Here is a 20,557-nt window from a genome sequence, read left to right as displayed (position 1 = left end):
GGTGATCGATGGGCGACACGGGACCCACCGGGCCGGTGATGGACCGGGACGAGGTGGACCGTGCGCTGGCGCGGCTCGGCGCGGAGCACGAGGCGGTCGAGACCTCGCTCCTCGCCCTCCAGGACCACGCGGGCCGCAGACTCCTCGAAGGCGCCGAACTCACCGGCGTCACCGCCGTGCGGTGGTCCGCCGCGGAGGCGTCGATCACCCTGCTGTGGGCGTACTTCGACGCGTACACCGGCGCGCTGCGCACCGCCCGGGAGATCCGCTCGCGGCGCCGCTGGTCCAGCCGCGAGGACCTGGCGGAGCTGACGGAGCTGCTGCGCGGCGAGGCCGTCACGGTGGCCGGGAGCACCGCCGCCGCGGCCAACGCGGCCACGCCGGACGGCGGTCCGGGCCGGCTCAGCGAGCGGTACTCGCTGGCGGCACTGGTGGACCGGATGAACCAGCTCTACGCGACCTCCCTGGACATGGTGGTCGCCGCCGACGCGGTGTGGTCGGCGCTGCCCGCCCGCATCGATTTACTCGCCGCCGAACTGCAGCGCACCCGCAAGCTCGCGCACTCCGTGGGCGTACGCCCGGGCGAGCATCCGTCCGGCGACGACCTGGAGCGGATCACTCGCACCCTGACCAGGCTGCGCGAGCAGGTCGTCTCCGACCCGCTGGCCTTCTGGCGGCCCGCGGAGGGCAGTTCGGCGCCCGGCGGCGGCCGTCCCGACACGACGGTGTACGACCGCGAGGCGCGCGCCCTCGAAGAGGTGCGCCGGGAGATCGACGCCGTGCTGGCCGTGCGCCAGGACGCGGAGCAGCGGATCGTCCGGCTGCGCGACGTGCTCTCGCGCGCGGACCGCACCCTCGCCGAGGCCCGCACCGCGCGCGGCGAGGTGCTCGCGAAGATCGCCGCGACGGAGGTGCCGGTGGTCGGCGGACCGCCGATCGTGCTGCAGGAGCAGTTGGCCGCGGCGGCCGAGTACCGCAGGCACGCCCAGTGGCACCGCCTGTCGCCGCTCCTCGAATCCTTGGAGGAGAAGGCCGAGGACGAACTGCTGCGGGCCCGCGAGTCGTTGACGGCGGTCACCGCGCCGCTCGCGGTCCGCGCCGAGCTGCGCGGCCGGCTCGACGCGTACAAGGCGAAGATGGCCCGGCTCGGCCACGCCGGGGACCCCGAGCTGAACGAGAAGTACGAGAAGGCGCGCCGCATGCTGTGGAGCGCGCCCTGCGACCTGCGCGTGGCCGAGCAGGCCGTGCTGCGCTACCAGCACGCGGCGGCCGACGTGCTCGGCTCCGCACGGCGCGTGCCGGGGCAGGGCGGGCCGGTGGACCGGACGGAGCCCGGCGCGTGAGCGGCGAGGACCAGGGGGAGGCGGCGTCATGAGCGAGGCAGGGCGGACGTGCCAGCGTCCCGGCTGCGGCGGGTCCTACGAGGACATGGGCGGCGGCGGGCTGTACTGCGACACGTGCGGCCTCGCGCCGGTCGTCGCGGCGGGCGGGCGGATCGGCGCGACGCCCACCGGCGTCGCGGGCGGCGCGGAGGGGGGCTCGCGCGGGTCCCGCCGCTCGTCGGGCAGCGGGAGTTCCCGCTCCGGCGGCGCCGGCTCGCGTACGTCGTCGCGGTCGTCGCGGTCGTCGAAGTCCCGGCGCTCGGTGTCGGGACGCCTCTCGCGGGCGGTCTCGGGCCGGTCCACGGGGCGTTCGGTGTCGGTGCGCAGCTCGGGTTCCGGCGCGGGGTCCACCTCGCGCGGGCGGCTGGGCGCGGGCCTGGTCGAGGTTCCGGCGGTGCCGCGACCCGATCCGCGCGAGATGGTCATGGAGCGCCCCGAGGTCCCGGAGCGCAAGCGTTTCTGCTCCCGTGCGGACTGCGGCGGGCCGGTCGGGCGGTCCCGCGGGGAGCGGGTCGGCCGCACGGAGGGCTTCTGCACCAAGTGCGGCCACCCGTACTCGTTCGTGCCGAAGCTGAAGGCCGGTGACGTGGTGCACGGCCAGTACGAGGTGGCGGGCTGCCTCGCGCACGGCGGGCTCGGCTGGATCTACCTCGCCGTCGACAAGGCGGTCTCCGACCGCTGGGTGGTCCTCAAGGGCCTGCTGGACACGGGCGACCAGGACGCGATGGCGGCGGCCATCTCCGAGCGGCGGTTCCTCGCCGAGATCGAGCACGCCAACATCGTGCGGATCTACAACTTCGTCGAGCACCTCGACCAGCGCACCGGCTCCCTCGACGGCTACATAGTGATGGAGTACGTCGGCGGCAAGTCGCTCAAGGAGCTGGCCAACGCGCGCCGCGCACCGGACGGCCGCCGCGACCCGCTGCCGGTCGAACAGGCCTGCGCGTACGGCATCGAGGCGCTTGAGGCGCTCGCCCACCTGCACAACCGCAAGCTGCTGTACTGCGACTTCAAGGTCGACAACGCCCTCCAGACCGAGGACCAGCTGAAGCTCATCGACATGGGCGCGGTCCGCCGCATGGACGACGACGAGTCGGCCATCTACGGCACGGTCGGCTACCAGGCCCCCGAGGTCGCCGACGCCGGCCCCTCGGTCGCCTCCGACCTGTACACGGTCGGCCGCACCCTCGCCGTGCTGACGCTCGACTTCCAGGGCTACACCACCGTCTACGCCGACTCGCTGCCCGACCCCGACACGGTCGAGGTGTTCCGGCGGTACGAGTCGTTCTACCGGCTCCTGGTGCGGGCCACCGATCCCGACCCGGCCCGCAGGTTCGCCTCGGCGCAGGAGATGGCGGAGCAGCTCACCGGTGTGCTGCGCGAGGTGATCTCGCTGCAGACGGGCCGCGCCCGGCCCGCCGTGTCCACGCTGTTCGGGCCCGAGGTGCGGGTGACGGACACGGAGCTGTTCCCGCGGTCGGCCGGCGAGGTGTCGCGGCTGGGGGCACGGGAGACGCGCCCGAGAGGGCGCCGCCGGAGCGGCTCCGGCGCGAACGCCCTGCCGGGCGGTGCCGGGTCCGCGCCCGCGCTGTCGGGCCCCGCCGGGCTCACGCCCGCGCCCGGGCCTGCCGTCGGCGCGCCGGGCGGCACCGTCGCGCACGCCCCGCAGGGAGTCGCCGGTGCGTCGGGGGCGCCCGGGGGCGCGAGCACGATGCTGCCGGGCGCCGTGAGCGCCGTCGGGGGCGGAGACGGGGGCAGTTCCAGCGGCAGCGGCAGCGGTGAGGGTCCCGGCGGCGGGGCGTCCGGCCTCGTCGAACCGGCCGACGCGCCCACCGCGTCCCTCGCCCTGCCGGTCCCCCGGGTCGACGCGGGCGACCCCAACGCGGGCTTCCTCGCGGGCCTCGTGGCCTCCGCGCCGGGCGAGTTGCTGACCGCGCTGGCGGCCGCGCCCGCGCCGTCGACCGAGACGCGGCTGCGGCAGATCAGGGCCCGGCTGGAGAACGGTGACGCGCCCGGCGCGCTGGAGGTCCTGGAGACGCTGGAGGGCGAACGCCCCGACGACTGGCGGGTGGTCTGGTACCGCGGGCTGGCCGCCCTGGTGACCGGCGCCCACGAGGACGCCGCGCTCGCCTTCGACGCCGTCTACGACGCCTTCCCCGGCGAGATCGCGCCCAAGCTGGCGCTCGGCCTGTGCGCGGAGGTCCTGGGTCAGCTCGACAACGCCGCCGAGTACTACCGCCTGGTGTGGGCCTCCGACCCGAGTCACGTGAGCGCAGCGTTCGGCCTGGCACGGGTCCAGCTCGCGGGCGGCGACCGGGCCGGTGCCGTACGGACGCTGGAGTCGGTGCCGGAGTCGTCGGTGCACTGCACGGCCGCGCGCGTCGCGGCGGTGCGGGCCCGGCTGCGGCAGCGGGTCGCGGACCCCGGGGACGCGGTGTTCCTGGAGGATCTGACGGCCGCCGCGCGGCAGGTCGAGGCGCTGGACGTGTACGGTCTGGATCCGGCGCGGCGCGAGCAGCTGTCCGCCGAGGTCCTCGGATGCGCGCTGGACTGGGTACTCTCCGGAGGCCGGGGTTCCGTCCCCGCCGCCGCCGGGGGACGGACGCTGCTCGGCAGCGGCCTGGACGAACGCGGCCTGCGCTTCGGCCTGGAGCGTTCGTACCGCACGCTGGCCCGGCTGGCGCGGGGCGGCGAGGAGAGGATCGACCTGGTGGAACGTGCAAACCGTTACCGCCCCCGGACGTGGGTGTAGTTGATGTCCCAGATGCCCCAGCAGGCCCCTGTGTCCAAGTGCCCGAGCTGCGAGGAGCCCCTCGAGCCGGGTGACCGTTTCTGCGGTGCGTGCGGCTACGACCTGTCGGTCGTGCCGGCGCCGCCCGAGGACAGTCCCACCGTCGTCATGAACGGCGCGGCGCCCGGTCCGGGTCCCGCGCGGGACGAGGTGGACTGGCCGACCGCCCGGGACTCGGACGGCCAGGGCCGTCCCGCCCCGGTGCACGCGGCAGCCGAACTGCCCGGCACCGACTCGGGCGGCTCCCCGCTGCCGTCGCAGGAGCCGTCGGCACCCGAAGAACCCGCCCGGGAGCCCGGCCGGGAGAGTGCCCAGGAGCACTCGTCCGGAGTGCGGTTGGACCGCCCGGCCGAGCCCGACGAGTACCCGCTGCAGGCGCCGGCCCCGAGGTCCTCCCCCGAGCCCGCCGCGGCGGCACCGGCGGCGGGAGCGGGCGGCAAGGTGTGCGTGGCCTGCCGCGCGGGCCGCGTCGACCGCGACGGCTACTGCGAGAACTGCGGGCACGCCCAGCCCCGCGAACGCGACCACATGGAGCAGGAGTCGGGGCCGGTCGCCGCCGTCAGCGACCGCGGACTGCGCCACCACCGCAACGAGGACGCGTTCTCGGTGGGCTGCACCGCGCTGCCCGACGGCGCCCCCGCCACCGTGGCGATCGTGTGCGACGGCGTCTCCTCCGCGACCCGCCCCGACGACGCCTCGCTCGCCGCGTCCCGGGCGGCCGGCGAGTCGCTGCTCGGCGCCCTGCCGCGCGGCACGCACCCGCAGCAGGCCATGCACGACGCGATCCTCGCCGCCTCGCACGCCGTGAACGCGCTGGCCGCCGAGCCCGCCACCGCCCGCGAGCAGGCGCCGCACCAGAACGCGCCGGCCTGCACCCTGGTCGGCGCCGTGGTCACCGCCGGGCTGCTGGTCGTCGGCTGGGTCGGCGACAGCCGCGTCTACTGGGTGCCGGCCGACCGCGCCACCCCGCCCGCCCGGCTCACCGAGGACGACTCATGGGCCGCGCAGATGGTCGCCGCCGGTCTGATGAGCGAGGCCGAGGCCTACGCCGACGAGCGCGCCCACGCCATCACGGGCTGGCTCGGCGCCGACGCCTACGAACTGGAGCCGCACACCGCGTCCTTCAAGCCGGACCGCCCCGGAGTGGTCGTGGTCTGCACGGACGGCCTGTGGAACTACGCGGAGTCCGCTCAGGAGATGGCCGAGGCCACGCCCCTGGACGCCGCCGTGCGGCCGCTGCACAGCGCCCGCGTTCTGGTCGGCCACGCCCTGGACGGCGGGGGCCACGACAACGTAACAGTGGCCCTCCTGCCGTTCCCGGCACCGCCGCAGGGGGCAGGATCGGCCTGAGGCTCCCCGGCAGGGGCGCGGCAGGGGGCGGCCTCGCGGACCGCAGGGGGCGGCCCGCGCCAGCAGCCGACGCCCCACCGCGGTGGGGTGGAAAAGGGGGATGCGATCCGGCATGGCCAATTTCTCGAAGTCGAACGTGCCGCAGTTCGCGGTGGACGTCTACCAGAACGAGTACCTGCCCGAGGGCGGCCGTGAGGTCAACGCCATCGTGACGGTCACCGCGACCGGCGGCGGCACGGTCGGGAGCGCGGTCGCCGCGCCCCACCTGTACTCTCCGGGCCAGGGCCCGTCCGCGGCCGTGGCGCTGCTGGTCGACTGCTCGGGCTCGATGGACTACCCGCCGACCAAGATGCGCAACGCCCGCGACGCGACGGCCGCCGCGATCGACACCCTGCGCGACGGCGTGCACTTCACGGTCGTGGCCGGCACGCACGTGGCCAAGGAGGTCTACCCGGGCGACGGGCAGCTCGCCGTGGCCGATCAGACCACCCGGGAGCGGGCCAAGCAGGCGCTGCGCCGCCTGAGCGCGGGCGGCGGCACCGCCATCGGCACCTGGCTGCGGCTGGCCGACCGGCTGCTGTCCACCGCGGACGTCGCCATCCGGCACGCCATCCTGCTCACGGACGGCCGCAACGAGCACGAGTCGCCGGAAGGCCTCGGGGCGGCGCTCGACTCCTGCGCGGGGCGTTTCACCTGCGACGCCCGTGGCGTGGGCACCGACTGGGAAGTGAAAGAAGTCACAGGCATCGCCTCCGCCCTGCTCGGCACCGCCGACATCGTCGCCGATCCGGCGGGCCTGGCCGGCGACTTCACGCGGATGATGGAGACGGCCATGGGCAAGGAGGTCGCGGACGTCGCGCTGCGCCTGTGGACCCCGGTCGGCACCACGGTGCGGTTCGTCAAGCAGGTCGCCCCGACGGTCGAGGAGCTGACCGGCCGCCGCACCGAGGCGGGCCCGCGGGCCGGGGACTACCCCCTCGGCTCCTGGGGCGACGAGTCCCGCGACTACCACGTCTGCGTGGAGGTACCGGCCGCGGGCCTCGGCCAGGAGATGCTGGCCGCCCGCGCCTCGCTGGTCATTCCGGAGCCCGACGGCAGCGTCCAGAACCTCGGCGCGCAGGGTCTCGTACGGGCGGTGTGGACGGACGACATGGCGGCGTCCACGTCGATCGACCCGCAAGTCGCCCACTACACCGGGCAGGCTGAACTGGCACAAGCCATCCAACAGGGTCTGGATCTGCGCAAAGCGGGTGACATCGACGGAGCAACCGCCAAACTGGGCCGTGCGGTTCAGCTCGCGGGGTCCTCCGGAAACGCCGATACTGCGAAACTGCTTTCGAAGGTGGTGGACGTGGTGGACGCGGCGGCAGGTACTGTGCGACTGAAAGCGAAGGTCGAGGAGGCCGACGAGATGACGCTCGAGACCCGGTCGACGAAGACCGTTCGCGTGAAGAAGTGACGCAGCAGAGAAGTGACGCCGGACCACAGGCGCGACACGCCCGCTAGAGAGGGAACCTCCGACATGCCGACCTGCCCGAACGGACACCAGTCGGGTTCCGACGACTGGTGCGAGGTCTGCGGTCACCGCATGGCCGGTGCCGTGCCGCCGCCCCCTCCGCCCCCGCCGCCCGCCGGACCCGGTGGTCACGGCGGGCCCGGTGGTCCCGGCGGCGGTCCCGGTGGTCCGGGCGCCGAGCCGCAGCTGTGCCCGCAGTGCCGCACGCCGCGCGAGGGCGGGGCGCCGTTCTGCGAGGAGTGCCGGTGGAACTTCCTCACCAACACCGCCACGTCGTACACCCCGGCCGCGCCGCGTCCGCCGGCGCCGCAGTTCCAGCAGCCGCCGTCGGGGCCGTCGTACGGCGGCGGCGGTGACGCGTACGACTACCAGGGCTCGCGCCCGTCCCAGGTGAACCGCCCCGCCGAACCGATCCCCCCGGGCCCGCCGCCCTTCGGCGCCGACCCGTCGGGACGCGGCGGTCCGGCCGGCCCGGGCGGCGGCCCCGGCGGCCCGAACGGTCCGTACGGATCCGGTGGGCCTGGTGGGCCCAACGGCCCCGGGGGACCCGGCGGTTTCGGTGGTCCCGGCGGCCACAACAGCCCAGGAGGCCCGGGAGGCCCGGGAGGCCCCAACGGTCCCGGTGGCCCGGGTGGTCCCGGCAGCCCCGGTGGTCCGAGGGACTTCGGCGGCCCCGGCGGCCCCAACGGCCCTGGTGGTCCCGGCGGTCCAGGTGGTTTCGGCGGCTCCAACAACCCCGGTGGTCCCGGCGGCCCGGGTGACTTCGGCGGCCCCAACAACCGGGGTGGCCCCGGCGGCCCCGGTGGTTTCGGCGGGCCCAACGGCCCTGGTGGTTTCGGCGGGCCCAACGGCCCCGGTGGCCCCGGTGGTCCCGGTGGTTTCGGCGGCCCCAACAACCCCGGTGGCCCCGGTGGTGGCGGCCCGAACGGCCCCTCCGGTCCCCCGGCTCCTCCCGGCTTCGGCAGCGACCCGTCGCGTCCGGTCCCGCCGCCGCCCGGCCCCCCGCAGTCGGGCCCGGGTGGTCCCGGCGGTGGTCCGGCCGGCCCCGGTGGTCCCGGCGGTGCCCCGCAGGGGTACCAGTCCGGTCCGCCTGCCCCGCCCGCCTTCCCGCAGGAGGCGGGCCGCCCCCAGCAGGGCGGCCCTTCCTTCGGCGGCGGTGACGACGACTGGGTGCTCTCCCCGCCGACGTCCGGCGCTCCGGGCGGCCCCGGCGGCCCCGGTGGCCCGGGTCCGGTCCAGGGCGGTGGCTACGGCTACCCGCAGCCCGGCGCCACGCAGGCCCCGCCGCCCCCGCCCGGCCAGGGCTTCCCGCAGCAGCCGCAGCGGCCCCAGCAGCCGGCGACCTGGTCGGCGACGATCGGTCCCGACCGCGACTACTTCATGGCGATGATGCACCGCTCCGGGCCCGAGGCCGCGGGTCTGAACCTGCCCGCTTACTCGCCGGAGCAGCAGCGCACGCTGACCGGCAACCAGATCACCATCGGGCGCCGCCGGCACTCGACCGGCGACACCCCCGACATCGATCTGGCGGTGCCGCCGGAGGACCCGGGCGTCTCGCACCAGCACGCGGTACTGGTGCACCAGCCGGACGGCGGCTGGGCGGTCGTCGACCAGAACTCGACGAACGGCACGACGGTCAACGGCGGCGAGGAGCCGATCCAGCCCTTCGTGCCGGTACCGCTCCAGGACGGCGACCGGGTGCACGTGGGCGCCTGGACGACGATCACGATCCGGCGCGGCTAGCGCGACCGGCGTCAGGCGAACGGCCAGGCGTACGGCCCCTCGGGGTCGTCCAGCCATGCCCAGGACCGTTCGCCGCCGACGGTGATGCCGTAGCGCTCGCGGCGCGGGGCGTCCTCGCGCTCCCACAGGGCGTACGCCTCCTGCGGGTCGAGGCCGCCCCGGCTGAGCGCCAGCAGGAAGCGGAACAGGTCGTTCTCCCGGGCCCGGCGCGGCACTCCGCCCAGGCCCGGTGTCTCCGGTCGAGCGCGGTCGGCCCCGCGCAGCGGCACGAAGTAGGCGGGCGTGGGCAGGAAGCGGCCCTCGGCGTGCCCCGCGTCGCGGACGGTGAGCACGGCGAGGCCGGTCGCGAGCGGGGTCAGGATGCGGCCGCCGGGGCGGCACTGGGCGGGCCAGGCGGCCGGTACCGAGGGCAGCGCGCAGGTGGCGAGGATCCGGTCGTAGGGGGCGCGTTCGGGCACGCCGCGGGCGCCGTCGCCGGTGACGACGGCCGGGTGGTACCCGGCGGTGCGCAGGTGGACGCGGGCCGACTCGGTGATCTCGGCGTCCAGGTCGACGGTGGTGACGAGGTCGTCGTCGCGGAGCCGGTGGGCGAGCAGGGCCGCGTTGTAGCCGGTGCCGGCGCCGATCTCCAGGACCCGGTCGCCGTCCCGTACGCCCAGCTCCACCAGCATCATCGCCATCAGCGAGGGCTGGCTGCTGGAGGAGAGCAGTTCGCCGTCGCGCATCCGGGTCGCGAGCGGGGCGTCGGCGTACGCGCCGCGCACCCAGCGCTCGCGGGCCGCCGGGTCGGGGTGCTCGCCCCAGCGGCGTTCGTAGCCGCCCCGGACGCCGACGTAGTAGTACGGCACGAAGAGGTGGCGCGGGACCGCCGAGAACGCCTCCCGCCACACCGGGTCGGCCGTCCAGGCGCCGCTCAGTTCGATCTCCCGCACCAGCTCCGCCCGCGCGGACGCGGCGAGCCGGTCGAGGTCCTCGTACCCGCCCATGTCTCCACAGTAAGGGCAGTACGCGCGACGGCGGCGGGTACGGGCGAGGGGGCCGGTCCTAGGTCTTGAGTCCTATGTCCCCGTGTCTGAGACCATGGACGGCGTGAATGAGATCCGGCGCGGCACGCTTCAGGAGCAGACCTTCTACGAGCAGGTCGGCGGGGAGGAGACCTTCCGCCGGCTCGTCCACCGTTTCTACGAGGGGGTCGCCGAGGACCCGCTGCTGCGGCCGATGTACCCGGAGGAGGACCTGGGTCCGGCCGAGGAGCGCTTCACGCTCTTCCTCATGCAGTACTGGGGCGGTCCGACGACGTACAGCGACAACCGCGGCCACCCGCGGCTGCGGATGCGGCACGCGCCCTTCGCGGTGGACCGGGCGGCGCACGACGCCTGGCTGAAGCACATGCGGGTGGCGCTCGACGAGCTGGGCCTGTCCGAGGAGCACGAGCAGACGCTGTGGAAGTACCTGACGTACGCGGCGGCCTCGATGGTCAACACCCCCGGCTGACGGCTGTCCGGGGCGGCCCCTGACGCGCGGATTCCGGTCACCGGGCGCCGCATTCCGGTCACGATCCGGTCAAGTCCACGTCCCGCCCGGTTACTTCCGTACCTCCCCCTCTGACAGCATCACGCGGAGGTCTGGACAGCGGCGGACAGCGGCGCGCGGCGGGCAACGGCGGCGGGGGGCCGGGTGGCGGGGTACGGGGGGTTCACGGGGTTCGTGCTGCTGCGCGCACGGGCGCACCGCCTGCTGCTCGCCGCGGCCCTGCTCACCGTGGTGCTGACCACGGCGGTACTGGCCACCCTGACCGCGTACTCGGGCGCGGTCGGCGACGCCGCCCTGCGGCACGCCCTGGCCGATCCCCGCAACGCCGCGGACACCTCGCTGGTCGTCGAGGCGGACGTGCCCGAGGAGGAGCGCGGAAAGGCGGACGCCACCGTGCGCGAGGGCGCCCGGGACACCTTCGGCGGGCTCCCGGTCACCGTGCGGACGCTGACGCAGTCGGGGCCGTACGCGCTGCCGGGCACCCCGCGCCCGCGCGGCGGGGGCGGCGGCGACCCGGACCTGACGTACTTCGCGGCGCTGGACCCGGCGCAGGTGCGCGTCACCGAGGGGCGGATGCCCGCAGAGGGCGGCGGGGAGGTGTCCGGGCAGGGCGCCGGACGGATCGAGGTCGCGCTGCCCACGGCCGCCGCCGAACGCCTGGGCCTCGGGACGGGCGCCCGCCTCACCCTCACCGACCGCCTCGGCGGCCCGAAGACGGACGTCGAGGTCACCGGCCTCTACCGCCCCACCGACACCGCGGCCCCCTACTGGCGGCTGGACGACCTGGCCGGGCGCGGCGTGAAGCGGGGCGGCTTCACGACGTACGGGCCGCTGCTCGCCGCTCCCGGCGTGCTGACCGGGGGCGGGGTGAGCGCCGGTTCCTCGGGGTGGCTGGCGGCGGCCGACTTCTCGGGGGTGACGGCGGAGGAGACGGACGCCCTGCGCGAGGCGGCCCGCGGCGGCGTGGCGTGGCTGCGCGAGCGCCCGGAGCTGAGCGGCAGCACCGCGGCCACCACCGCCCTGCCGGACGTGCTGGACCGGCTCGACCGCTCCCTGCTGGTCTCGCGTTCCACGCTGCTGGTGGTCGCCCTCCAGCTGGCGCTCCTCGCGGGCTGCGCGCTGCTGCTGGTGGCCCGGCTGCTGAACGCCGAACGCGCGGGCGAGCAGCGGCTGCTGCTGGCGCGCGGCGCCTCCCGGGCCCGGGTGGCGGGGCTGGCCGCGCTGGAGTCGCTGCTGCTGGCCGGGCCGGCGCTGGTCTGCGCCCCACTGCTGGCCGGGCCGCTGACGCGGTTGCTCGCCGGGCAGGGGTCGCTGGAGCGGATCGGGCTGCGCCTCGACGTGCCGGCCTGGGGCGGCGGCGGGGTGTGGCTGGCGGCGCTGCTGGCGGCCCTCGGGTGCGCGCTGGCCGTGACGGTGCCGGCGCTGGCCTCGTCCCTGTCCGCGGGCGGCCGGGCCCGCGCGCTGCCGGCCCCGCTGCGGGCCGGTGCGGATCTCGGGCTCCTGGTGGTCGCGGGTGTCGCCTACTGGCAGCTGTCCCGGCAGACCTCGGGCGCGGTGAGCGGCGACACCACGGGCGCCCTCGGTATCGACCCGCTGCTGGTCGCGGCGCCCGCGCTGGCGCTGCTGGCCGGGACGGTGCTGACGCTGCGGCTGCTGCCGCCGGTGGCGCGGCTGGCCGAACGCCGGGCGGCCGGCGGGCGCGGGCTGACCTCGGCGCTGGCGGGCTGGCAGCTCAGCCGCCGCCCGACGCGCGGGGCCGCTCCGGTGCTGCTGCTGGTGCTCGCGGTGGCCCTGGGCATGCTCGCGGTCGGCCAGGGCGCCTCCTGGCAGCGTTCGCAGGACGACCAGGCGGACTTCCGGGCCGGGGCGCCGGTACGGGTGCTGGCCTCGGGGACGGCGGGCCCGGGGCGCACGGAGAGCTACGCGGCCGTCGGGGGCGTACGGGAGGTGGCTCCCGCGTCGCGCTCGGCGCTGCCGCTGTCCGGCGACCGTACGGCGACGGTGCTGGCGCTGGACACGGAGCACGCGGCCCGGACGCTGCTGCTGCGCCCGGACCTGTCCGCCGAACCCGCCGGCGACCTGCTCGCCCCGCTGGCCGCCGGGGGCCGGGCGGCGGGCGCGACGGTGCCCGCGGGCACGGCGGCACTCGGCGTGACGGCCACCCTGACCCGTACGGACCCGGGGACCGTGCCCGATACGGGAACCGGCGCGGGGACGGAGGCCGGGGCGGAGTCGGGAACGGCCGCCGCCGACGTGACGGTCACGGTGCGGGACGCCTACGGCACCCCCTTCCGGCTGCGGGCCGGGGAGCTGCCCGCCGACGGCCGCCGCCACACGCTGGACCTCGACGTCACCGGCGGCCCGCTCACCCTGACCGGCCTGGAACTGGTCACGGCCCAGCCGAGGGGGCACGCGCACCGGCTCCGCCTGGGCCTGGCGGAGCTGACCGCCACCGCGCCCGACGGGACCGTACGGCGGCTGCCCACGCCCCGCTCCTGGACCGCCTCCGTGCGCGGCGCCGCGGCGGTGGCCTCGCCGGACGCGAGCACCGGCCCGACCAAGCCCGAGCTGAGCACCTCCGGTCCCCCGGCGGTCGGGTACGGCACCGGGTACATCCCCGACGACCTGCCCTGGGTGTCGGGCGCGGTGACCCTGCGGCTGGACGTCACGCAGCCCGCGCCCCCGCAGCTCACGGCGGTCGCCACCGACCGCTACCTGGACTCCGCGGACGCCCGCGTCGGACAGCGGGTGGACGTCGCGCTGGGCGGCCACAGCCTCCCGGTGCGGATCGTGCGCGCGGTCCGCGCCCTGCCGGGCACCGGGGCGCCCGACGGGACGGACGCGGCGGACGGGTCCGGCGCCACGGACCAGGACGGCGGCGCCCTCCTCCTCGACCTGCGCTCCGTGAACCGGGTGCTCCAGGCCGAGTACGGCGAGGCGCTCGCCCCCACCGAGTGGTGGCTGCGGACGTCGACCGGCGGCGCGTCCGGCGCCGCCGAGGCGCTGCGCGGCTTCCCGGACCTGGAGGCCTCGCAGGTCGTCGTGCGGGACGAACTGGCCGAGGAGTTGCGCGACGACCCGTTCGGCGCGGGCCCCGAGGCGGCGTTCGCCGCGGCGGCCGGGGTGGCGGCGGCACTCGCGGCCGTCGGCTTCGCGGTGAGCGCGACGGGGTCGCTGCGGGAGCGGCGGGCCGAGTTCGCGGTGCTGCGCGCCCTCGGTGCCCCGCGCCGCCGGCTGGCCCGCACGGTCGCCGTCGAACAGGGCGTCCTGCTGGCCCTGGCCCTGCTGGTGGGCGCGGCCCTGGGCACCGTACTCGCCAGGGCAGTGATCCCCCTGATCGTGCTGACCCCGCAGGCCGCCCACCCGGTCCCGGACGTGCTCGTGGCCCTGCCCGCCGCCCGCGTCGCGTTCCTGCTGGCCGCCGTCGCCCTGCCCCCGCTCCTGGTCACCGCCGCGCTGGCCCTGGGCCGCGGCGATCCGGCGGCGGCCCTGCGGGAACAGGGAGGCGAGGCGCGATGAAGCGGGTGAGGCGGGGTGCGGTGAAGCCGGTGTCCGCCCCGTGGGTGCGCACCCGCCTGCAGACCGCGCCCGGTGCCGCGTGGGCGCTGGCGCTGCTCGTGGCGCTGACGGCGTGCCTGGCCGCAGCGTTCCCGAGGGCGCTGGACCGGTACGCGGACGCGGGCCTGGACCGGGCGCTGACGCAGGCCCGCCCGGACCGTACCGGCGTGCTGGTCACCGCCCCGCAGCCCGACCCCTCCCTCTCGGCGCGGGAGCGGGAGGAGTCGATGCGTCCGGAGCGGCTTGGCGGGCGGTACGGCAAGGTCCTCGCGGCCGTCGAGGGCGCGCCGCTGCCCGTGGACCGGGCGCAGTCGGCGTACGGGGTGCGCACCACCGAGGGCCTTCCGGTGCCGGAGCCCTGGCTGCCGCAGCCGAGCGGGCTGCCGGCCCAGTTCCATCTCGCCGCGCAGGCCGGTCTGGGCGACCACGCCGAGATCGGCTCCGGCCGGCTGCCGCGCGCGACCGGCGGCCCGGTGACGGCCGCGACCGGCGCACTGGAGGCGGCGGTCACCGCGGAGACGGCCCGCACCCTGCGGATCAAGGTGGGCTCGGTCCTGCACGTGCCCGGCGTCGAACGGGCCCCGTTCACCGTCCGCGTGACCGGCGTCCTCGCCCCGCGCGACCCCGACGGCGCCTACTGGTCGACCCAGCCCGTGCTGCGGAAGCCGGCGCTGATGAGAGTGCCGGGGCCGCCCGGCGCGGACCGTCAGCAGTACTGGCTGGGCGCCCTGCTGCTCGCCCCCGAGGCGGGCCCCGCGCTCCTCGGCACGGCGGGGACGCCCGTCCGCTACTGGCAGGCGGCGCCCCGCGCCGGCGCCCTGCACGCCCACGACCTCTCCGCGCTGACCTCGGCCGTCGCCGGTCTGGAGTCCGGGCCGGGGCTGCGGGAGGTGCGCGCGGGCGTCGACCCGGCCGCGGACGTCTCCACCGACCTGGACGAGGTGTTCGCCGCCTTCGGCGAGCTGCGCTCGGGCATCGGCCCGCTGGTGTCGGTGGCCGCGGTCGGCGCCGGCACGGTCGCGGGCGTCGTCCTGCTGATGGCGGGCGGTCTCGCGGCCGACCGGCGGCGCGCCGAACTCACCCTGCTGCGGGCCCGCGGCGCGTCCCTGCGCGGTGTCGTGGGGCGCCTGCTGGCCGAGACGTCCGTGGTGGCGCTGCCCGCCGGCGCGCTCGGCCTGGCCGCCGCGCTCCTCGCGCTCCCCGGCGCCCGCCTCGCGCCCGCGGTCGGGGCGGCCGTCGCGGTCACCGCCGCGGCCTGCGCCGCGCTGCCCCTGCGCGCCGCCGTCGCGCACCGTGCCGTACGCGTGCACGGCGGCCGGCGGGACGTGGCGTCGGCCCGCCCCTCCCGGCGTCGCACGGTCGCCGAACTGACCGCCGTCGCCCTGGCGCTGGGCGCGGTCGAGACGCTGCGACGCAGCGGGGCGTCGGGCGGCGCCGGTGACCTGGTGTCCGCGGCCCCGGTCCTGGTCGGAGTGATCGCCGCGCTGGTCCTTGTCCGCCTCTACCCGCTGCCCCTGCGCCGGCTCGCCCGCCCCGCCGGACGGCTGCGCGGCGCCGTGGGCCACCTGGCCCTGGCCCGCGCGGGCCGTACCCCGGTCTCCGCGGTGCTGCCGCTGCTCGCCCTGCTGACCGCGCTCACCACGGCGGCCTTCGGCGGTTCCGTCCTGGCCGGTGTGACGGACGCCCGCGACCAGGCGGCGGTGCGCGTGGTCGGCGCCGACGCCCGCGTCCAGGGCACGGACGGACCGCTGCCGGACGGGGTGAGCGACCGCGTGAGCCGCGCGTCCGGCGTACGGGAGGTGGCCGAGGTAGGCCTCACCGACCAGGCCAACGCCGGGGACGGCAAGCAGAAGGTGCCGCTGGCCGGCGTGGACCCCGGCGCCTACGCGGGACTGGCGGCGCGCACGGGCCTCGGCGCGTTCGACGGGGACGCGCTGGAAGGGCACGGCGGCGGGGCCGGGCAGCCGCTGCCCGCGCTGGCCTCGCCCGCGGTCGCCGAGCGGTTCGGCACCGGGCCGTTCTCGGTGCGCACGGGGGACGGCACGTCCGTCACCGTCCGCGTCGCGCTCGTCCGCGCGTTCACCCCGGCCGTCTCCGGCGACGACTTCCTGGTCGTGGACCGGGCCGGGCTGTCCGCCGAGGCCGCCCGTCCCAGCCTGCTGCTGCTCACCGGCGCCCCCCTGGACGCGGGCGCGCTGCGCAGGGCCGCGGGCGACGCCGGCTCGGTCCTGCTGCGCTCCGCCGAGCGGGGCCGGTACGTCGACTCGCCCCTGCAGTCCGGCGCGGAGCGCGTCTACGCCGTGGCCGTCGCCGCGGGCGCCGGGTACGCCGTCCTCGCCCTGCTCCTCTCCCTGCTGCGCGCCGCGCCGGAACGCACCGCGCTCCTCGCCCGGCTGCGCACGATGGGCCTGACCCGCGCCCAGGGGCGGCGCCTGCTGGTCCTGGAGTCGCTCCCCCAGGCCGTCCTCGCCGCGGCGGGCGGCGCCCTGACCGGCTGGGCGACCGTCCGCCTGCTCGCCCCCGGCGTCGACCTGACCACGATCGCCCTGGCGACCGCCTCGTCCCCGGTGGGCCGGGCCGGACTGCGCACCGACCCGTGGTCGCTGGCGCTGCCGGCGGTGGCGGTGCTGGTGGTGGCGGTGGGCGTCGCGGGCGTCCAGGCGTGGTGGTCGGGCCGCCGCGGGTCGGTCACCGAACTGCGGGCGGGGGACGCGCGGTGAGCCCGGCGGGCGCCGCGCCGCACGCGCCGCACCCGGACCACTCGCCGAACCCCGGACAGGAGGCACGACCACGATGACGACATCGGCATCGGCATCGGCATCGGACCCGGCATCGTCACGACCGGAACCGGCACCCCCGTCGACACCGGCACCGGCGGTCCCCACCGCGACGCTCGCCGAGCTGGCCGACCGCGCCACCGCCTCCCGCGACCGGCCCGCCTACGGCCACGACGCCCTGATCACCTGCGACCGCCTGGTCCGGATCTTCAGCGCCGACGGCGTCGAGGTGCAGGCCCTCCAGGGCCTCGACCTGCTGGTCCGCGAGGGCGAGCTGATGGCGCTGGTGGGTGCGTCGGGCAGCGGCAAGTCCACGCTGATGAACATCCTGGCGGGCCTGGACTCCCCCACCGCCGGTGCGGCCCGCGTGGCCGGGCGCGACCTGCTCTCGATGACCGCGAAGGACCGCCTCGCCTACCGCCGCGAGGTGGTCGGCTTCGTCTGGCAGCAGACCGCCCGCAACCTCCTGCCCTACCTGACGGCGGCCCAGAACGTCGCCCTGCCCCTGCGGCTGGCCGGCTCCCGCGGCGCGAAGGGCCGCCGGGCCCGCACCGAACGCGCCCTGGAGCTCCTGGAGTTGCTGGACATCGCCGACTGCCGCGACCGCCGTCCGCGGCAGCTGTCGGGCGGTCAGCAGCAGCGTGTGGCCATCGCCGTGGCCCTCGCGAACAATCCGGCGGTGCTGCTCGCCGACGAGCCGACGGGCGAGCTGGACTCCCACACGGCGGAGCAGATATTCGCGGCCTTCCGCACGGCGAACGAGCGGCTCGGCACCACCGTCGTCATCGTCACCCACGACCAGGCGGTGGCCGGCGAGGTCCGCCGCACGGTCGCCATCCGCGACGGCCGCACCTCCACGGAGGTACTGCGCCGCAGCGAGGTGGACGCCGCGACCGGCCACGAGACGGTGGTGGCCCGCGAGTACGCGATGCTCGACCGCGCCGGACGGCTCCAGCTGCCCGCCGACTACACCGCGGCCCTCGGCATGCGCGACCGGGTCGCGCTGGAACTGGAGTCGGACCACGTCGCCGTACGCCCCGACGACAGCGAGAGCGGCGGGAAACACGGCTGAACCGGCACCGCGCGCCCCGCGGCCGGGGCCTCAGCGCACGCTGAGGTTCAGTCCCCCTACGCCCGCCCCGGCCCCCGCTCGCCGCAGGGCGACGGACCCGAAGGGCGTACGCAGCCGCAGCCACGCACCGGACGAGAACAGCTTCGGCGCGTCCTCGCGGGAGCCCGGCGCCCCGGGGGGCCGCAGGAACCCGAGCGACTGGGCCGCGTGCACGACCCGCACCGGCAGCCCGGTCTCTCCGACCGTCCGGGACCAGATCTCCCGCCCGATCCGGTCCAGTTCGGCCCGCGTACGCGCCTCGGCGGCCAACTCCGCCGTACGGGCGCGAAATTCGGCGACCGCGGCGGCGACCAGCGCGCGCAGGGCGTCCGGGGCGGGCAGCCCCGCCTCGGCCCGCCACCCGCCGCGCGGCGGCAGCACCCCGGCCCACGGCGGGCCGGTCACCGCGGCGGGGACACGGGCGGTGACCGCCTGCTCGTCCACGCTCTCCAGCAGCTCACCGGCGGACACGGTCACGTCCAGCGTGACGTCGATCCCGTCCTCGTACGGCTTGGCGAGGCGCACCGCCCGCACGGCCAGCACCTCGAAGGAGGGCGGCCGTCCGAAGACGGCGAGGGCCGTGCCGGTCCCCTGCAGCCGCACCGCCGCCGAACGGTCGTAGTGCAGCAGCCGGGAGAGGAAGGCCGCGAGGTCCGCGGCCTCCCCCTCGTCGGCGAGGTGCAGCACCGTCATGCGGCGACGGCCTCCTCCTCGGCGTCCGTGTACTCCTGGAGGAACTCCCGCTCCTCGGCGGTGATCCGCCGGGGACGCTGCGCCTCGAAGTCGAACGGCACGATCACCGTCGAGGCGCGGACGTAGACGACGTCGCCGTCCTTGACCTCGTAGGTGAGCGTGAAGGAGGCCGCCCTGATCTGCGTGACCCACAGCTCGATGTCGACCGGGTGGTGCCGGTGGACGAGCTGCCGCTTGTAGTCGATCTCATGGCGTGCCACCACGGACCCCTGCTTGAAGTCCTTCTCCGGGCGGTGCAGGAAGTCGATACGGGCCTCCTCCAGGTAGCGGAGGAAGACCACGTTGTTGACGTGGCCGTACGCGTCCATGTCCGCCCAGCGCAGTGGGCAGCGGTAGATGTACCGCAAGATCAGCCCCGGGTCAGCTTCTTGTAGGTGGCACGGTGCGGGCGGGCGGCGTCCGCGCCGAGCCGCTCGACCTTGTTCTTCTCGTACGACTCGAAGTTGCCCTCGAACCAGAACCACTTGGACTCGCCCTCGTAGGCGAGGATGTGCGTGGCGACCCGGTCCAGGAACCACCGGTCGTGGGACACGACCACGGCGCAGCCCGGGAACTCCAGCAGCGCGTTCTCCAGGCTGCTGAGCGTCTCGACGTCGAGGTCGTTGGTCGGCTCGTCGAGGAGCAGCAGGTTGCCGCCCTGCTTGAGGGTGAGGGCGAGGTTCAGCCGGTTGCGCTCACCGCCGGAGAGGACACCGGCGGGCTTCTGCTGGTCCGGCCCCTTGAACCCGAAGGCCGACACGTAGGCGCGGGAGGGCATTTCGACCTGCCCGACGTTGATGTAGTCCATCTCGTCGGAGACGACGGCCCACAGCGTCTTCTTCGGGTCGATGTTCTCGCGGCTCTGGTCGACGTAGGAGATCTTGACGGTGTCGCCGACCTTGATGGTGCCGGAGTCCGGCTCCTCGAAGCCCTGGATCATCTTGAACAGGGTGGTCTTGCCGGCGCCGTTGGGGCCGATGACACCGACGATGCCGTTGCGCGGCAGGGTGAAGCTGAGGTCGTCGATGAGGACCTTGTCGCCGAAGCCCTTGCTGAGGTTGCTGACCTCGACGACGACGCTGCCCAGGCGCGGGCCCGGCGGGATCTGGATCTCCTCGAAGTCCAGCTTCCGCATCTTGTCGGCCTCGGCGGCCATCTCCTCGTACCGCGCCAGACGGGCCTTGGACTTGGCCTGCCGCCCCTTGGCGTTGGAGCGCACCCACTCCAGCTCGTCCTTGAGCCGCTTCTGCCGCTTGGCGTCCTTCTGGCCCTCGACCCTGAGGCGGGTGGCCTTGGTCTCCAGGTACTTGGAGTAGTTGCCCTCGTAGCCGTGCAGGCGGCCGCGGTCGACCTCGCAGATCCAGCCGGCGACGTTGTCCAGGAAGTACCGGTCGTGGGTCACGGCCACGACGGTGCCCTCGTACTTGGCGAGGTGCTGCTCCAGCCAGTTGACGGACTCGGCGTCGAGGTGGTTGGTGGGCTCGTCGAGGAGCAGCAGGTCGGGCGCCTCGAGCAGCAGCTTGCACAGCGCGACCCGCCGCTTCTCACCACCGGAGAGGTTGACCACGGGCCAGTCGCCGGGCGGGCAGCCCAGCGCGTCCATGGCCTGCTCCAGCTGGGCGTCGAGGTCCCAGGCGTTGGCGTGGTCGAGCTCCTCCTGGAGCTTGCCCATCTCCTCGAGGAGCGCGTCCGAATAGTCGGTCGCCATCTGCTCGGCGATCTCGTTGAACCGGTCCAGCTTGCCCTTGACCTCGGAGACACCCTCCTGGACGTTCTCCAGGACGGTCTTCTCCTCGTTGAGCGGGGGCTCCTGCAGCAGGATGCCCACGGTGTAACCGGGAGAGAGGTAGGCGTCTCCGTTCGACGGCTGCTCGAGGCCCGCCATGATCTTCAGAACGGTCGACTTACCGGCACCGTTCGGACCGACCACGCCGATCTTGGCGCCGGGCAGGAAGCTCAGGGTGACGTCGTCAAGGATCACCTTGTCGCCGTGCGCCTTGCGCGCCTTGCGCATGGTGTAAATGTACTCAGCCAAGAGAAACCGTCCGGCAGCTTGATCAGGCA

The 20,557-nt window shown here is 75.9% G+C and carries 13 protein-coding genes; 9 read left to right on the top strand and 4 right to left on the bottom strand.

Going from position 1 to position 20,557, the window contains the following annotated elements; all coding sequences use genetic code 11:
• The first annotated feature begins 8 nt into the window (after positions 1-8).
• The 5 genes from IG94_RS0123030 to IG94_RS39970 all read left to right on the top strand — a co-directional run bounded on the left by IG94_RS0123030 (position 9) and on the right by IG94_RS39970 (position 8,782).
• Positions 9-1,343, top strand: a complete 1,335-nt coding sequence (locus IG94_RS0123030) for a coiled-coil domain-containing protein (protein WP_031040239.1) — start codon at positions 9-11, stop codon at positions 1,341-1,343.
• Positions 1,344-1,371: 28 nt separating this feature from the next.
• Positions 1,372-4,134 carry a serine/threonine-protein kinase gene (locus IG94_RS0123025; protein ID WP_031040236.1) on the top strand — a complete coding sequence of 921 codons (2,763 nt, stop codon included), beginning with the start codon at positions 1,372-1,374 and terminating at the stop codon, positions 4,132-4,134.
• 3 nt (positions 4,135-4,137) lie between these two features.
• On the top strand, positions 4,138-5,523 hold the full coding sequence (locus tag IG94_RS0123020) for a PP2C family protein-serine/threonine phosphatase (protein ID WP_031040234.1): 1,386 nt from the start codon (positions 4,138-4,140) through the stop codon (positions 5,521-5,523).
• Between the two features lie 112 nt (positions 5,524-5,635).
• Positions 5,636-6,982: a vWA domain-containing protein gene (locus IG94_RS0123015; RefSeq protein WP_031040232.1), complete on the top strand. Its 1,347-nt coding sequence runs from the start codon at positions 5,636-5,638 to the stop codon at positions 6,980-6,982.
• Between the two features lie 63 nt (positions 6,983-7,045).
• Entirely contained in the window at positions 7,046-8,782 is a 1,737-nt protein-coding gene (locus IG94_RS39970; RefSeq protein ID WP_063763401.1) for an FHA domain-containing protein, read from the top strand.
• Positions 8,783-8,793: 11 nt separating this feature from the next.
• On the opposite strand, the gene IG94_RS0123000 is transcribed toward IG94_RS39970, so the two are convergent.
• Positions 8,794-9,768, bottom strand: coding sequence for a methyltransferase domain-containing protein (locus IG94_RS0123000; protein ID WP_031040224.1), 975 nt, complete (start codon positions 9,766-9,768; stop codon positions 8,794-8,796).
• A gap of 94 nt (positions 9,769-9,862) precedes the next feature.
• Here IG94_RS0123000 and IG94_RS0122995 point away from each other — a divergent pair, with 94 nt between their 5' ends.
• From IG94_RS0122995 to IG94_RS0122980, 4 genes are all read left to right on the top strand, one after another.
• Positions 9,863-10,276, top strand: coding sequence for a globin (locus tag IG94_RS0122995; RefSeq protein WP_031040222.1), 414 nt, complete (start codon positions 9,863-9,865; stop codon positions 10,274-10,276).
• Between the two features lie 183 nt (positions 10,277-10,459).
• A complete protein-coding gene (locus IG94_RS0122990) occupies positions 10,460-13,834 on the top strand; it encodes an FtsX-like permease family protein (protein ID WP_043484289.1) in 3,375 nt (1,124 codons plus the stop codon).
• Positions 13,831-16,593: an FtsX-like permease family protein gene (locus tag IG94_RS0122985; RefSeq protein ID WP_031040215.1), complete on the top strand. Its 2,763-nt coding sequence runs from the start codon at positions 13,831-13,833 to the stop codon at positions 16,591-16,593. Before IG94_RS0122990 ends, IG94_RS0122985 begins: the two co-directional genes overlap by 4 nt.
• A 73-nt stretch (positions 16,594-16,666) precedes the next feature.
• Entirely contained in the window at positions 16,667-17,722 is a 1,056-nt protein-coding gene (locus IG94_RS0122980) for an ABC transporter ATP-binding protein (protein WP_224326375.1), read from the top strand.
• A 30-nt stretch (positions 17,723-17,752) separates the two neighbouring features.
• Here IG94_RS0122980 and IG94_RS0122975 read toward each other — a convergent pair whose 3' ends face one another.
• The 3 genes from IG94_RS0122975 to ettA are packed head-to-tail and all read right to left on the bottom strand — an operon-like array spanning position 17,753 to position 20,528.
• Positions 17,753-18,454: a DUF8185 domain-containing protein gene (locus IG94_RS0122975; RefSeq protein ID WP_031040209.1), complete on the bottom strand. Its 702-nt coding sequence runs from the start codon at positions 18,452-18,454 to the stop codon at positions 17,753-17,755.
• Entirely contained in the window at positions 18,451-18,861 is a 411-nt protein-coding gene (locus IG94_RS0122970; RefSeq protein WP_031040206.1) for an acyl-CoA thioesterase, read from the bottom strand. Before IG94_RS0122970 ends, IG94_RS0122975 begins: the two co-directional genes overlap by 4 nt.
• Positions 18,862-18,863: 2 nt before the next feature.
• Positions 18,864-20,528 carry an energy-dependent translational throttle protein EttA gene (gene ettA / locus IG94_RS0122965; RefSeq protein WP_031040203.1) on the bottom strand — a complete coding sequence of 555 codons (1,665 nt, stop codon included), beginning with the start codon at positions 20,526-20,528 and terminating at the stop codon, positions 18,864-18,866.
• Positions 20,529-20,557 lie beyond the last annotated feature (29 nt).

The sequence above is a fragment of the Streptomyces olivaceus genome (assembly GCF_000721235.1).
Taxonomy (GTDB): domain Bacteria; phylum Actinomycetota; class Actinomycetes; order Streptomycetales; family Streptomycetaceae; genus Streptomyces; species Streptomyces olivaceus.
This window is presented reverse-complemented; position numbering and strand designations above follow the sequence as displayed.

Excerpts from the sequence above, each read along its gene's own strand:
- IG94_RS0123030 (WP_031040239.1), top strand. The coding sequence starts at position 9 with ATGGGCGACACGGGACCCACCGGGCCGGTGATGGACCGGGACGAGGTG.
- IG94_RS0123025 (WP_031040236.1), top strand. The coding sequence starts at position 1,372 with ATGAGCGAGGCAGGGCGGACGTGCCAGCGTCCCGGCTGCGGCGGGTCC.
- IG94_RS0123020 (WP_031040234.1), top strand. The coding sequence starts at position 4,138 with ATGTCCCAGATGCCCCAGCAGGCCCCTGTGTCCAAGTGCCCGAGCTGC.
- IG94_RS0123015 (WP_031040232.1), top strand. The coding sequence starts at position 5,636 with ATGGCCAATTTCTCGAAGTCGAACGTGCCGCAGTTCGCGGTGGACGTC.
- IG94_RS39970 (WP_063763401.1), top strand. The coding sequence starts at position 7,046 with ATGCCGACCTGCCCGAACGGACACCAGTCGGGTTCCGACGACTGGTGC.
- IG94_RS0123000 (WP_031040224.1), bottom strand. The coding sequence starts at position 9,768 with ATGGGCGGGTACGAGGACCTCGACCGGCTCGCCGCGTCCGCGCGGGCG.
- IG94_RS0122995 (WP_031040222.1), top strand. The coding sequence starts at position 9,863 with ATGGACGGCGTGAATGAGATCCGGCGCGGCACGCTTCAGGAGCAGACC.
- IG94_RS0122985 (WP_031040215.1), top strand. The coding sequence starts at position 13,831 with ATGAAGCGGGTGAGGCGGGGTGCGGTGAAGCCGGTGTCCGCCCCGTGG.
- IG94_RS0122980 (WP_224326375.1), top strand. The coding sequence starts at position 16,667 with ATGACGACATCGGCATCGGCATCGGCATCGGACCCGGCATCGTCACGA.
- IG94_RS0122975 (WP_031040209.1), bottom strand. The coding sequence starts at position 18,454 with ATGACGGTGCTGCACCTCGCCGACGAGGGGGAGGCCGCGGACCTCGCG.